This is a genomic window from Stenotrophomonas sp. YIM B13575 (assembly GCF_042787595.1).
GTDB classification, from domain to species: domain Bacteria; phylum Pseudomonadota; class Gammaproteobacteria; order Xanthomonadales; family Xanthomonadaceae; genus Stenotrophomonas; species Stenotrophomonas lactitubi_B.
The window spans coordinates 17326-30092 of the sequence record NZ_JBHZOP010000043.1 but is presented as its reverse complement, the minus strand read 5'-3'; the positions used below and the strand labels follow the sequence as shown (position 1 = coordinate 30092).

The following is a 12767-nucleotide window of genomic DNA, read 5'->3' as shown; positions in this document are numbered from 1 at the left end:
GAGCCGAGCCCATGCTCGGCTGCTTCCGCGACGCACGTGCGGCGATCAGCCGAGCATGGGCTCGGCTCTACAGGGGGGGATGGCGGCGGCTATTCCCCGATCCACCCCTCCAGCAGGTCGGCGAATTCGTCGGCGTGTTCTTCTTCCTGCGCCAGGATCTCTTCCAGAATGCGCTTGGTGGTGGTATCGCTGTCGCCGATGAAGTTGATCATCTCGCGGTAGCTGTCGATGGCGATGCGCTCGGCCACCAGGTTCTCGCGGACCATGTCGCGCAGGTCGCTGCCTTCCTTGTATTCGGCGTGCGAGCGTGCGGTCAGCGTGTCCGGATTGAGGTCCGGCTCGCCGCCGAGCTGGACGATGCGTTCGGCCAGTTTGCCGGCATGTGCCTGCTCCTGCTGCGCGTGCTCCAGGAACTCGGCCTTCACCGCATCGGCCAGCATGCCCTTGGCCATGAAATAGTGGCGGTAGTAGCGCAGCACGCACACATATTCGGTGGCCAGAGCATCGTTCAGCAGCTTGATCACCACCTTGCGGTCGGCGCTGTAGCTGTCGGTGATCGCACCATCCTTGATGTTCTTCCGCGCCCGCTCGCGCAGCGTCTGGCGATCGCTGATGCCATCGATCCTGGCGGACGGAGAGGCGTTGCTGGATTTGGCTGGCTTGTTGGACATGGCTGGCCGGTTTCCTTTGTAGTCAGGGGTTCAAGTGGGAAGGTGCTCCAGCACATGCTCGGCCGAAGACACCTCGAACTGTCCGGGTTCCTCGATCCAGGCTGCGCGTACCGTGCCGTCCACCACGTACAGGGCAAAGCGGCGCGAACGGATGCCCATGCCGGACGAGCTTGCATCCAGCTCCAGGCCAAGCGCACGGGTCAGTTCGGCGTTGCCGTCGGACAACATCAGCAGGCCTTCGGGCACGTGCTGGTCGGTGGCCCAGGCCTTCATCACGAACGGATCGTTGACCGCCATGCAGTACACGTCAATGCCGCGCTTGCGGAAGGCGTCGAACGTTTCCACGTAGCCCGGCAGGTGGCGGGCCGAACAGGTGGGGGTGAATGCGCCGGGCACGGCGAACAGCACCACCTTGCGCCCGTCGAACAGGGCGTGGGTATCGAGGGTCTCGATGCCTTCGCGGATGCGCTTGAGGGTGACTTCCGGAATGCGGTCGCCGACATGGATGGTCATGGGAACTCCTTGCTGGGTGAGGGTAGGGGCCAGGAGGGGACGGACGCGTCAAGACATTGGAAAACCCATGTATACACCCCATTTCCGTCCTCTGCGGGGGCTCTCAGCCACAGCATGGGGCAGGGCGATGGCAGGCGCATTGCGCTGGATCAGTCGGCCTCACCGTTGCCGCACGACCGGCGGCGTAGCATCGCCGGCGCGTAGAATGAACCCGGGGCGGCGCCACCGGCGCCGCCGAAGCGAATCGAGGTAGCTGGATGGAATTCAAGGATTATTACGCCACCCTGGGGGTGGAACCGAGCGCGGGCGAAGCGGAAATCAAGACCGCTTATCGCCGGCTGGCACGCAAGTACCACCCGGACGTCAGCAAGGAGACCGGGGCCGAAGACAAGTTCAAGGCCATCAACGAGGCCTACGAGGCGCTGCGCGATCCCGAGAAGCGCGCGGCCTATGACCAGCTGCGCGCGCAGGGCTATCGCCCGGGCGAGGAATTCAATGTGCCGCCGAACTACGGCGGTGGCGGTTTCAATTTCGAGGAAGTGTTCGGTGGTGGTGGCGGAGGCCCCAACGGTGGCTTCAGCGACTTCTTCGAGAGCCTGTTCGCGCGCCAGCGCGGCGGCCAGGGCGCAGGCCAGGGGCCGGGCTTCAGCAGCCACGGCCATGCACCCAACCGCGACACCCGGGCCAAGCTGTCGGTACCGCTGGAGGCGGCCTACAACGGCGACAGCCTGCGCATCACCGTCAACGGCAAGCAGCTGGACGTGCGCGTGCCCAAGGGCATCCGTCCCGGGCAGGTGATCCGCCTGGCCGGGCAGGGCAACCACGGCGGCAACCTGCTGCTGGAAGTGGAGTACGCCGCGCATCCGCAGTTCGAGGTCGACGGTCGCAACATCCTGTACACGCTGCCGGTCACCCCGTGGCAGGCGGCGTTGGGCACCAGCATCAGCGTGCCGACGCTGGGCGGAGCGGTGGAGCTGAAGATCCCGGCCGACTCCGATGCCGGCCGCAAGCTGCGCCTGCGTGGGCGTGGCCTGCCGGGCAGTCCGGACGGCGATCAGATCGTCGAGCTGGAGATTGTTGCCCCGGCGGCGACGGATGAGGCGCAGAAGAAGGCCTATCGGAATCTGGCCAAGGCGTTTGGCGAAACGATCTGAGATCTGCTTCGGTGGGTGCGGACCTTGGTCCGCACGCCTTGCCGGTAGTGCCGGCCGCTGGCCAGCAAAGGCGTGCCAACCAAGGTTGGCATCTACCAAGTGCAAAGGCGTGCCCACCAAGGTTGGCATCTACCAGGGCGGTGTGTCAGCCCTGGCCGGCGAACACCCGCTCCAGCACTTCGGACAGTTCGTCTTCCGAGAACGGCTTGGTGATGTAGGCCTTGGCGCCCTGGCGCATGCCCCACATGCGGTCGGTGTCCTGGTCCTTGGTAGTCACCAGGATCACCGGAATGTGCCGGGTTGCTTCATCGCGGGCGAGGGTGCGGGTGGCCTGGAAGCCATTGAGGTTGGGCATCACCACGTCCATCAGAACCAGGTCGGGCAGCTCGGCCTTGGCGGTCTCCACCCCGGCCGCGCCATCGGTGGCGGTCAGGATCTGGTGCCCGAGCTTCTCGACGATGCGCTGTATCCCCAACAGCTGCGACGGTGAGTCGTCGACGATCAGAATGCGTGCCATGTTGTTCCCCATGTGATGCCGGAAGTGTAGTGCCGGCATCCCGTTGGCGGGAGGGCGACGGCTGCCGTCCGTCGCCTGCCTGCGACGTTCAGTCGATCCGCACCACCGTGCGGCCAAGCGAGCCGCCCGCCAGCATGCGATCGAACACCGCAGGCAGCCCGTCCAGACCGACTTCGGCAGTGCAGATGCGGTCCAGGTGCTGCGGCTTCCACGCGTCGCCCAGACGAGCCCACACTTCTTCGCGCAGTGCGCGCGGGGCATTGGCCGACGACACACCCAGCAGCGAGACACCGCGCAGGATGAAGGGCATTACTGTCATCTCCAGGGTCGGGCTGGCGGCCAGGCCCGCACTGACCACGCTGCCATAGGGCACGGTCTGTGCCAGCAGGCTGGCCAGCATCGGCCCGCCGGCGTTGTCCAGGCCACCGCCGAAGCGTGCCGACTGCAGCGGCCCGGTGTCGGCAAGGGCATCACGCGGCAGCACTTCGGCAGCACCGATGGCGCGCAGGAAGTCGGTCTGCTCCGGTTTGCCGCTGATCGCGTGCACGGCATAGCCGGCGCGGCTGAAGATGTCCACGGCCAGGGCACCGACCCCACCGCTGGCGCCGGTGACCGCCAGTGGCCCCAGCTCGGGCGTCTGCCGGTTGTCCTGCAGGCGCAGCAGGGCCAGCGCAGCGGTGAAACCTGCGGTGCCCAGCACCATCGCCTCGCGTGGGCTCAGGCCCGCCGGCTGGGCGATGACCGCGCTCGATTCCAGTCGCACGTACTGGCTGTAGCCGCCATCGCGGGTTTCGCTGAGGCCGCAGCCGGTGGCCAGGACCGCATCGCCCTCGCGCCAGGCCGGATCGGTGGAGGCGACCACCGTGCCGGCCACGTCAATGCCGCCCACCAGCGGGAAGCGCCGCAGGATCCGGCCTTTGCCGGTGCCGGCCAGGGCATCCTTGTAGTTGACCGAGGACCAGTGCGCGCGGATCAGCACCTGGCCGGGGTTAAGGTCGTCCAGGCTCAGCGGCACCAGGCCGCTGCGGTAGCCGGCGTCGTCTTTTTCGATGCGGAAGGCGGTGAACGGGGTGGTGGGGGCCATCGGCGCTGCCTGACTTCAAGGAAAACGCCACCTTACCCGTTCCGGACCCTTTCAATCCTGCCGGTCAGCCCCATCTTGTATGATCGGTAATGGTTCATGGCTGGCGTTGCGGGAAGGGCCCGCGTCGCAGCCCACATCTTGATGGAGCGTGCATGGCCTGGAATACACCCGGCGGCAACAAGGGCGGACAAGGTCCCGAGGACAATCGACGCGGGCCGTTCGGGTCGCGCGGCGGTGGCAATGGTGGCGGCTGGGGCGGATTGCCCGGACCGCTGAAGGACCTGTTCGATGGCGGCATCCTGCGTTGGGTGGTGGCAGCGGTGGTCCTGCTGGTGCTGTTCTCCAGCTTCCAGCTGATCGGCGAACAGCAGCGTGGCGTCGTGCTGCGCTTCGGCCAGTTCTCGCGCATCCTGACCCCAGGCCCGAACTTCAAGTTGCCCTGGCCGATCGAATCGGTCACCAAGGTCAACGCCACCGAGATCAAGACCTTCTCGATCCAGGTGCCGGTGCTGACCCGCGACGAGAACATCGTCAACGTCTCGTTGAACGTGCAGTACCGCATCGATGACCCGCAGCAGTATCTGTTCGGCACTGTCGATGCCAACCAGGTGCTGGAGCAGTCGGCGCAGAGCGCGGTGCGCGAGGAAGTCGGCCGCGCCGACCTCAACGCCGTACTGAACAACCGTGGCCCGCTGGCCGTGGCCGCTGAAGAGCGCCTGCAGACATTGCTGCGTGCCTTCAAGACCGGTCTGACCGTGACCGGCCTGACCCTGCAGGACGCCCGTCCGCCGGAGGAGGTCAAGCCGGCCTTCGACGAGGTCAACGGTGCCCAGCAGGTCAAGGAGCGCCTGATCAACGAAGCCCAGGCCTATGCGGCCAAGGTCGTGCCTGAAGCGCGTGGCCAGGCCTCGCGTGCCCGTACCACCGCCGAGGGCTACAAGCAGGCCGTTGTGTCCAAGGCCGAGGGTGATGGCCAGCGCTTCAGCCTGCTGCAGGCCCAGTACAAGGACGCACCGGAAGTTACCCGCAAGCGGCTGTGGCTGGAAACGGTGCAGCAGGTGCTGAGCGAGAACCGCAAGGTCATTGGTGGCGATGGCCGCCAGCTGATCTACGTGCCGATGACCGGCGATACCCGTGCCACCATCTCGGCGCCGCCGGGGGTGACGAACCCGGAGGTGGTGATGCCGTCGCTGCCGGGTACCACGGCAGTGGAAGCTTCCCGTGACCCGGGCCGGCCGGTGGGCCGCCCGACCGGGCGTTCGAGCGGCCGTGAGGAGGGCAGCCGATGAAAAATTCAATCTGGATTGCCGTTGTCGTAGCGGGGCTGCTGGGCCTGCTGGGCTCGGTGTATGTGGTCCGCGAGGACCAGACCGCCATGGTCCTGAACCTGGGCAAGGTGGTGCGTTCGGACATCAAGCCGGGCCTGCACTTCAAGCTGCCGGTGGTGGAAACGGTGCGGGTGTTTGATCGCCGCTTCCAGGTGCTGGACACCGCGCCGGCCCGCTACTTCACGGCCGAGCAGAAGGACGTCAGCGTCGACTTCTTCGCCATCGGTTACATCTCCAACGTGGGTGATTACTTCCGTGCCACCGGCGGCGATCCGCGTATCGCCAATGCCCGCCTGGCACCGATCATCACCGACTCGCTGCGCAACCAGATCAACTCGCGCACCCTGCAGCAGCTGGTCTCCGGCGACCGCAGCGAGCTGATCGCCGAGCAGCTGAAGGGGATCAACGAAGCCGTTGCCGGCCTGGGCATGCAGATGATCGACCTGCGCATCAAGCAGGTGGACCTGCCGACCGACAGCCAGGTGATCAATGACGTGTACGAGCGCATGCGCGCCCAGCGCAAGCAGGAAGCCGCCAAGCTGCGCGCCGAAGGCGAAGAGCAGTCGCTGACCATCCGTGCCCAGGCCGACCGTGACAGCACCGTGCTGATCGCAGAGGCCGAACGCGATGCCCAGCGCCTGCGCGGTGAAGGCGATGCCGAGGCTGCGCGCATCTATGGCAAGGCCGGTTCGGCCGACCCGTCGTTCTACGCGTTCTACCGCAGCCTCGAGGCCTATCGCGGCTCGATGACCGACGGCAACGGCGTGATCGTGCTGGACAAGAACGACCCGTTCCTGCAGTACCTCAAGAACGATCGCTGAGACCGCACGGCAGTACCTCACGGGGCCCGGCCAAACGCCGGGCCCCGTGCTTTTCCGGAGTTCCCCATGAAAGATCTGTTCGCCGCCGTCTGCCTGGTCGCGGTGCTGGAAGGCCTGTTGCTGTTTGCGGCCCCCGTGGCCTGGAAGCGCATGGCCGAACGCCTGCTGGACCTGCCCAGCCCGGCCCTGCGCAGCTTCGGTGGCCTGGTCCTGCTGGCCGGGCTGAGCCTGCTGTGGTGGGTGCGGCACTAACTGGCCCGTAGCGCCTGAGCCGATGCTCGGGCGGCGCCGCGCAGCGGCGGGACGGCAGCCGAGCATGGGCTCGGCTCTACAGCAGGCAGCGCCTGACCGGCCGGTGAAGCCGCCCGTCGGAAAGGTGGCACCGGACCCCGGAAACCCGGATAATGCACAAAAGCCGGACGGGCCTCCCCCGTTCGGCTTTTTCCGTGTCTGGGCCTTCCATCGCCGGCCGCTCCCCGTTTGGAGCCGCCACCCAAGCGCTGGCCAGCCCCGCTGCGGTTTACCCGTCCGCGGCCCCGATGGCCGCAACAAATAGAGGAACCCGTCATGGGTCAGTCTGTCGTAGTGCTTGGTGCCCAGTGGGGCGATGAAGGCAAGGGCAAGATCGTCGATCTGCTCACTGAGGAAATCGGCGCGGTCGTGCGCTTCCAGGGCGGCCACAATGCCGGCCACACCCTGGTCATCAACGGCAAGAAGACCGTCCTGCACCTGATCCCGTCGGGCATCCTGCGTGACGATGCGCTGTGCCTGATCGGCAACGGCGTGGTGATCTCGCCGGCTGCGCTGCAGAAGGAAATCGCCGAGCTGGAAACCTCCGGCGTGGAAGTGCGTTCGCGCCTGAAGATCTCCCCGGCCGCGCCGCTGATCATGCCGTACCACATCGCCCTGGACCAGGCGCGCGAACGCGCTGCCGGCGGCAAGGCGATCGGCACCACCGGCCGTGGCATCGGCCCGGCCTATGAAGACAAGGTGGCGCGTCGCGGCATCCGCATCGCCGACCTGCATTACCCCAAGCAGCTGGAAGAACTCCTGCGCACCGCGCTGGATTACCACAACTTCGTGCTGACCAACTACCTGAAGACCGACGCGGTCGATTTCCAGAAGACCTTCGACGAGGCGCTGGCCTTCGGCGAGTACGTGCAGCCGATGAAGTCGGACGTTGCCGGCATCCTGCATGACCTGCGCAAGCAGGGTAAGCGCGTGCTGTTCGAAGGTGCGCAGGGCGCGCTGCTGGACATCGACCACGGTACCTACCCGTACGTCACCAGCTCCAACACCACCGTTGGTGGTGCGCTGGCCGGTGCCGGCGTCGGCGCCGATGCGATCGACTACGTGCTGGGCATCGCCAAGGCCTACGCGACCCGCGTTGGCGGCGGCCCGTTCCCGACCGAGCTGGACGATGAAATCGGCCAGGGCATCCGCGACCGCGGTGCCGAGTACGGTGCCTCGACCGGCCGCCCGCGTCGTTGCGGCTGGATGGACATCGTCGCCCTCAAGCGCGCGGTGGCCATCAACGGCATCAGCGGCCTGTGCATCACCAAGCTGGACGTGCTGGACGGCATGGAAAAGCTGAAGGTCTGCATCGCCTACGAATACAACGGCAAGCGCACCGAGTACGCGCCGCTGGACGCGCAGGGCTGGGAAGAGTGCACCCCCGTGTACCTGGAGTTCCCGGGCTGGACCGAGAACACCCACGGCATCACCAACTGGGACGACCTGCCGCCGGCCGCACGCGCCTACCTGCGTTCGCTGGAAGAACTGGCCGGCTGCCCGATCAGCATCGTCTCCACCGGCCCGGACCGCGACCACACCATGGTCCTGCAGGATCCGTTCGCCTGAGTGATGCGGCAATGCCAGGCTCTGCCTGTCAATGCTGCCGCACGGGTAGCGCCGGGCCATGCCCGGCGTCGCTGAAAGGAAAAGCCCCGCAAACGCGGGGCTTTTTCGTTAGTGTGTACGCCGTGCCAGCAGGGAAGCGGACCGATGACCGGCGATGTCAGCGTGAGAGGGACCAGGGTGCTGCGGATCACCCTGTGGGTGTTCTGGGGCCTGTGGGCAGCCGCTTGTGTGGTGCTGGCGGTGGGCGCTGTGGCCAACCATCTGGCTTCACGCACGCAGACCCTGCCGCTGGTGCTGAGCCCCGGTGCGAGCGCGGAGATCGTGGTCTACCGCTTCATCGATGATCGCCTGCGATTGCGGCTGCGCTACCCGCCCAACGCTGCCGACCCGGCCCTCGACCCCGAGGTGCTGATGCGCATCGAAACGCCCAACGAGCACGCGGACTTCCGCGCAAGCGTGCGATCAGGCCCGCCCGCGACGGAGGTCGTGCGCAGGGTGGAAACCGTTGAAACGGCAGGTTTCACCGCCGCGTACTTCGGCTATGGCCGCGGTGACGCATTGCCCCGTGGCCGCTCCTGGCTGCGGGTGACCGTGCTGGAGGTGGAGCCGGCGCTGCTCGGCAGGCCGGCAACGGTCGAAGTGCAGCCGCCGCTGGATCTTCTGAAGCTGACCGACCTGGACTACATCTGGCTGTGGCCGTTCTTCTTCTGGAAGCTGGTGGCGCTGTTGCTGCTGATTCCCGGCACCGCACTGGTGATCTTCACCATCGCGCTGCGCAGGCAGCGTCCGCGCGCTGTATAGGCGCCCCGAAAAGAACGTGCGGGTTGCGGCCTATTCCCCTCCGTCACCTTTTTTCAGCAGCGGATAGGGGTTGAGCGACTCACCCTTCCACCACTGCTTCTCCGGCCCCAGCGTGTGCACTTCGAAATGCAGATGGGGAGCTTCGGGGTTGGCATTGCCGGTGCTGCCGACGTAGCCGATCACATCACCGCGCTTGATGGTCTGCTTCTCGGCCAGGCCGTCGGCGTAGCGCTGCAGGTGTGCGTAGTAGTAGCACCAGCGGCCGCTGGGTTCGAACTGGTAGAGGGTGAGGCCGCCGCGTTTGCTGTCGAACAGTTTCTCGATATGGCCATCGGCCACGGCCAGCACCGGCGTGCCGGCAGCGGCCATGATGTCGATCGCATCGTGCACACGGCCTTCGCTGCGTGCGTCGGTGAAGGTGTCCTGTAGTTGCGACGGCGCAATGCCCTGTACCGGCAGCAGCAGGCCGGAGGGTGTGTCGCCGGTTGCTGCTGGGGCGGGCGCAGCGATCGTCGTCGCTGCCTGCTCCGCGGGTACGGCAGGGGCCTTGTCCGCCGCAGCCGAAGTCGGCGCCACTGTAAGGGCGCGGACAGCCGTGTCATCGGACGGCTCGCCATCGCGCTGCAGCCACCATCCGGCGGCCACGCCCATCACCAGTCCCAGCACGATCAGTTGCGCGAGTCGCATCGGCTTACTCCTGCATCACCACGACTACCGACGTATCCACCACCGCGGCCACGCGCAGTGCATCCCAATTGGTCATGCGCACGCAGCCGTGTGATTCGGTCTTGCCGACATGGCCGGGCACCGGCGTGCCGTGCAGGCCGTAATGCGGCTTGGACAGGTCGATCCAGACCCGGCCGACGGGATTGTTCGGGCCGGGCGGAATCGTCGCCTTGCGATCGCCCTTCTTTGCGTCCCAGAACAGTTTCGGGTTGTAGTGGAATGGCGGATCCGGGTACACGCCGAGGATCTTCCACTCACCGATCGGCAGCGGGTCGTGCTCGCTGCCCGACGACACCGGCACCTGCGCGATCACCTTGCCCTGCGCGTCCAGCAATTGCAGGGTGGAGTCGGATTTGTCGACCACCAGCTTGGCCGCTTTGGGCAAAGCGGCAGGCGCAATGTTGGGCACCTGGATGCGAGTGCCGGCCTTGCTCAGATCCACGCCGGGATTTAGGGCCTTCAGCAGCTCCGGGGCGGCATGGAAACGCTCGCCCAGTGATTCTTCGATACTGCTGAAGCCCAGTGATTTCAGCTTGGCCTGTTCGGCCGGCTTCTTGGGGATGGCGACAAAGGGACCGGCCACGTCTTCGGCGGTCAGCGTATAGCTGGCCAGCGGAGTGACCGTATCGGCCTGCAGGGCTTTCCAGGTAGCGTCGTCCAGTTCACCGCTGACGGTCAGCCCGTGCGCAGCCTGGAAGCCGGACACCGCACGCCGCTGGTTGCTGCCCACCTCGCCATCGATCTCGCCCGGAGAGAAATTCGCACGGTCGAGCAGGACCTGCGCATGCAGGGGCGAGTGCGCCGCCGTGTCAGGGCCTGCTTTCTCGGCAATCGGTGCTGGCAGGCCGGCGGGTGGCGGGGCCTGCGCGAAGGCGGGCGACATCAGCAGCGAAAGCGCAAGCAGGGCGGGGCGGCATACGGGCATGGGCATCTCCAGGCAGATAACGCCTTCACCCTGCCTGCAAACGCTGCGTAGCTGCCGTGAAAAGGAACTGATGCCGGCATGAGCAGCTGGGTCGCATCGCTACGCCAAAGACCCACCGCAGAAGGGGAGGGTGGCACCTCACCAAGGTGAACGGCTTCCGACGCAGGCGAGCGTGGGGCGATCAAGATTCCCGGTCGACAGGCCGATATGGGCGCATCCCCCCCGTTTTGGATTCACCCCATGAACTACTTGAGGAACGTCAGGGTTGCCTGGCGTCTTGGGCTTGGCTTTGGCCTGTTGTTGCTGCTGGTTGCCGCCGTGGTGGCCACCGGCGCTACCGCCACCACCGTGCAGAAGCGCGCGATGGAGCAGGTGGTCGAGGTTGGCGTAGCCAAGGTACGGCTGCTGTCGGAGATGCTCGATGCCAACAACCAGATGATGGTCGTGCGTCGCGAGATGCTGATCCGCCAGGGCGAAGACCGTGCCAACGACGAGCAGCGCATCGCCGATCTGGTCAAGCGCTACGAGGCCAGCTGGACTGCCTACCAGGCCCTGCCCGGCGATGCTGAGGGCAAGGTGATCGGCGAGACCATCGCCGCCAAGCGTGCGCTCGCCCGTCCGCTCAACAAGCAGACCAGTGAGCTGATGGAGCAGGGCGATTTCCCCGGTGCCGTGGCGCTGACCCTGGGCCCGGTGCAGGAAGCGGCCAATGGCTGGAACAAGGCCCTGGCCGACGGCGTGGCCTATGAGGAAAAGGAAAGCCGCGAGGCCGCTGCCGAGGCCATCCGCCTGGGCGAGCGCAGCCTGCTGCAGCTGCTGGCGCTGGGCGGCGTGGCCCTGCTGGTCGGCGTTGCCGCGTCGGTGTTGATCGGCCGCAGCATGACCGGCCCGCTGGCACGTGCGGTGCAGTTGGCCGAGCGCCTGTCCAAGGGCGAACTGGACCAGGAATTCCGCCTTGGCGGTCGTGACGAGCTGACCCAGCTTGGTGAGGCCATGGCCAGCGTGCGCCAGAGTGTTCAGGCCGCGATCGGCGCGCAGCTGCAGATGGCCGAGCAGCATGAAGCCGGTGCGATCCGTTATCGGATGGATGCCAGCGCGTTCCCCGGCGACTTCGGCCGCATGGTGCAGGCCACCAATCACCTGGTTGAATCGCACGTGCAGGTGCAGCTGCTGATGGCCGAGGTGATGCAGCGCTATGCGATCGGCGATCTCAGCCGCGATCTGCCCGAGTATCCGGGCGAGAAGGGCACGCTGACCCGCACGCTGGCGGCGGTCAAGCAGAGCCTGATGGCGATCAACGCGCAGATTGATGAACTGGCCCGTGCCGCGCGTTCCGGCGACTTCAGCATGCGTGGCGACGCGGCGGCGTTCCAGTACCAGTTCCAGGCGATGGTGAACCACCTCAACGGCATGATGGCCAGTTCGCAGGCCAGCATCGCCGATGTCTCCGACGTGCTGCGCGCCATCTCGCATGGCAACCTCACCGCGCGCATGGACGGCGAGTACGAAGGCGTGTTCGCGCGCATGCGGGATGATGCCAATACCACTACCACGCAGCTGACCGGCATCGTGCGTGGCATCCAGGTGGCCGCCGACAGCATCAACAACGCGGCGCAGGAACTGGCGGCCGGCAACAACGATCTGTCGCGCCGTACCGAGCAACAGGCCGCGAATCTGGAAGAGGCTGCCGCCTCGATGGAAGAGCTGACCTCGACCGTGCGCCAGAACGCCGAGCTGGCACGCCAGGCCGACAGCGAAGCGCACGCGGCCGGCGTTGCCGTGCGCGAGACCGAGCAGGCCATGGCGCAGATGGCAACCGTGATGGGCGAGATCGATCAGTCTTCCGCGCGCATCTCGGAGATCTCCACGGTGATCGATGGCATCGCCTTCCAGACCAACATCCTGGCGTTGAATGCCGCGGTGGAAGCAGCGCGCGCCGGTGAACAGGGCCGTGGCTTTGCCGTGGTTGCCAGCGAAGTGCGTACGCTGGCCCAGCGGGCGGGCGTGGCCGCCAAGGAGATCAAGGAACTGATCGAAGACGCCGCCGCCAAGGTGCAGAGTGGGTTGGCGGTGACCGTGCAGTCCGAAGCCGCCATCGCACGCGTGGCCCAGGCCAGTTCGCGTACCACCCTGCTGATGAGCGACATCGCCGCCGCCAGCAAGGAACAGGCGGCCGGCATCGAACAGGTCAACCAGGTGGTAGTGCAGATGGACCAGGTGACCCAGCAGAACGCGGCCCTGGTGGAAGAAGCCACCGCTGCCAGCCGCGCGCTGGAAGAACAGGCACATGCACTGACGACGTCGGTGTCGGTGTTCCAGCTGGAGCAGGGTGTGCGCACCTCACACGCCAACGCACGCGCTGCCTGA

General features: G+C 66.5%; 13 protein-coding genes. 7 read left to right on the top strand and 6 right to left on the bottom strand.

All coding sequences use genetic code 11. The annotated features are described in order from the left end of the window. Positions 1-89: 89 nt before the first annotated feature. Positions 90-671, bottom strand: a complete 582-nt coding sequence (locus ACFX4F_RS08295; protein ID WP_099818900.1) for a bacterioferritin — start codon at positions 669-671, stop codon at positions 90-92. A 30-nt stretch (positions 672-701) separates the two neighbouring features. Beyond that, positions 702-1184 carry a peroxiredoxin gene (locus ACFX4F_RS08290; protein WP_099818901.1) on the bottom strand — a complete coding sequence of 161 codons (483 nt, stop codon included), beginning with the start codon at positions 1182-1184 and terminating at the stop codon, positions 702-704. Positions 1185-1441: 257 nt separating this feature from the next. Between ACFX4F_RS08290 and ACFX4F_RS08285 the strand changes: the two genes are divergently transcribed. Continuing rightward, positions 1442-2338, top strand: a complete 897-nt coding sequence (locus ACFX4F_RS08285) for a DnaJ C-terminal domain-containing protein (protein ID WP_380654046.1) — start codon at positions 1442-1444, stop codon at positions 2336-2338. 145 nt (positions 2339-2483) lie between these two features. Here the strand turns inward: ACFX4F_RS08285 and pilH are convergent, their stop codons facing one another. After that, positions 2484-2855, bottom strand: a complete 372-nt coding sequence (pilH, locus tag ACFX4F_RS08280; RefSeq protein WP_005410644.1) for a twitching motility response regulator PilH — start codon at positions 2853-2855, stop codon at positions 2484-2486. A gap of 88 nt (positions 2856-2943) precedes the next feature. After that, complete coding sequence (locus ACFX4F_RS08275) at positions 2944-3939, bottom strand: YhdH/YhfP family quinone oxidoreductase (protein ID WP_099818903.1); 996 nt, start codon at positions 3937-3939, stop codon at positions 2944-2946. Between the two features lie 152 nt (positions 3940-4091). On the opposite strand from ACFX4F_RS08275, the gene hflK reads away from it, so the two are divergent. The 5 genes from hflK (at position 4092) to ACFX4F_RS08250 (ending at position 8749) form a co-directional block, all read left to right on the top strand. After that, positions 4092-5228, top strand: coding sequence for an FtsH protease activity modulator HflK (gene hflK, locus ACFX4F_RS08270; RefSeq protein ID WP_099818904.1), 1137 nt, complete (start codon positions 4092-4094; stop codon positions 5226-5228). Continuing rightward, positions 5225-6088, top strand: coding sequence for a protease modulator HflC (gene hflC, locus ACFX4F_RS08265; RefSeq protein ID WP_099818905.1), 864 nt, complete (start codon positions 5225-5227; stop codon positions 6086-6088). The genes hflK and hflC overlap by 4 nt, the downstream gene beginning before the upstream one ends. Before the next feature lie 66 nt (positions 6089-6154). After that, on the top strand, positions 6155-6340 hold the full coding sequence (locus tag ACFX4F_RS08260) for a DUF2065 family protein (RefSeq protein ID WP_089236459.1): 186 nt from the start codon (positions 6155-6157) through the stop codon (positions 6338-6340). 315 nt (positions 6341-6655) lie between these two features. Next, on the top strand, positions 6656-7948 hold the full coding sequence (locus ACFX4F_RS08255) for an adenylosuccinate synthase (protein WP_380654040.1): 1293 nt from the start codon (positions 6656-6658) through the stop codon (positions 7946-7948). Between the two features lie 162 nt (positions 7949-8110). Then, positions 8111-8749 (top strand): hypothetical protein, encoded by a 639-nt coding sequence (locus ACFX4F_RS08250; protein ID WP_380654057.1) that lies wholly within the window; start codon positions 8111-8113, stop codon positions 8747-8749. Positions 8750-8779: 30 nt separating this feature from the next. On the opposite strand, the gene ACFX4F_RS08245 is transcribed toward ACFX4F_RS08250, so the two are convergent. Together ACFX4F_RS08245 and ACFX4F_RS08240 are read right to left on the bottom strand one after the other, a co-directional pair. Then, positions 8780-9436 (bottom strand): M23 family metallopeptidase, encoded by a 657-nt coding sequence (locus tag ACFX4F_RS08245; protein ID WP_380654037.1) that lies wholly within the window; start codon positions 9434-9436, stop codon positions 8780-8782. A 4-nt stretch (positions 9437-9440) separates the two neighbouring features. Continuing rightward, positions 9441-10406 (bottom strand): L,D-transpeptidase family protein, encoded by a 966-nt coding sequence (locus tag ACFX4F_RS08240; RefSeq protein ID WP_380654034.1) that lies wholly within the window; start codon positions 10404-10406, stop codon positions 9441-9443. Between the two features lie 234 nt (positions 10407-10640). On the opposite strand from ACFX4F_RS08240, the gene ACFX4F_RS08235 reads away from it, so the two are divergent. Beyond that, on the top strand, positions 10641-12767 hold the full coding sequence (locus ACFX4F_RS08235; protein WP_380654031.1) for a methyl-accepting chemotaxis protein: 2127 nt from the start codon (positions 10641-10643) through the stop codon (positions 12765-12767).

What these genes read in the sequence shown, in the direction of transcription:
- ACFX4F_RS08295 (WP_099818900.1), bottom strand. Translation starts at nt 671, where the DNA reads ATGTCCAACAAGCCAGCCAAATCCAGCAACGCCTCTCCGTCCGCCAGG.
- ACFX4F_RS08290 (WP_099818901.1), bottom strand. Translation starts at nt 1,184, where the DNA reads ATGACCATCCATGTCGGCGACCGCATTCCGGAAGTCACCCTCAAGCGC.
- ACFX4F_RS08285 (WP_380654046.1), top strand. Translation starts at nt 1,442, where the DNA reads ATGGAATTCAAGGATTATTACGCCACCCTGGGGGTGGAACCGAGCGCG.
- pilH (WP_005410644.1), bottom strand. Translation starts at nt 2,855, where the DNA reads ATGGCACGCATTCTGATCGTCGACGACTCACCGTCGCAGCTGTTGGGG.
- ACFX4F_RS08275 (WP_099818903.1), bottom strand. Translation starts at nt 3,939, where the DNA reads ATGGCCCCCACCACCCCGTTCACCGCCTTCCGCATCGAAAAAGACGAC.
- hflK (WP_099818904.1), top strand. Translation starts at nt 4,092, where the DNA reads ATGGCCTGGAATACACCCGGCGGCAACAAGGGCGGACAAGGTCCCGAG.
- hflC (WP_099818905.1), top strand. Translation starts at nt 5,225, where the DNA reads ATGAAAAATTCAATCTGGATTGCCGTTGTCGTAGCGGGGCTGCTGGGC.
- ACFX4F_RS08260 (WP_089236459.1), top strand. Translation starts at nt 6,155, where the DNA reads ATGAAAGATCTGTTCGCCGCCGTCTGCCTGGTCGCGGTGCTGGAAGGC.
- ACFX4F_RS08255 (WP_380654040.1), top strand. Translation starts at nt 6,656, where the DNA reads ATGGGTCAGTCTGTCGTAGTGCTTGGTGCCCAGTGGGGCGATGAAGGC.
- ACFX4F_RS08245 (WP_380654037.1), bottom strand. Translation starts at nt 9,436, where the DNA reads ATGCGACTCGCGCAACTGATCGTGCTGGGACTGGTGATGGGCGTGGCC.
- ACFX4F_RS08240 (WP_380654034.1), bottom strand. Translation starts at nt 10,406, where the DNA reads ATGCCCATGCCCGTATGCCGCCCCGCCCTGCTTGCGCTTTCGCTGCTG.
- ACFX4F_RS08235 (WP_380654031.1), top strand. Translation starts at nt 10,641, where the DNA reads ATGAACTACTTGAGGAACGTCAGGGTTGCCTGGCGTCTTGGGCTTGGC.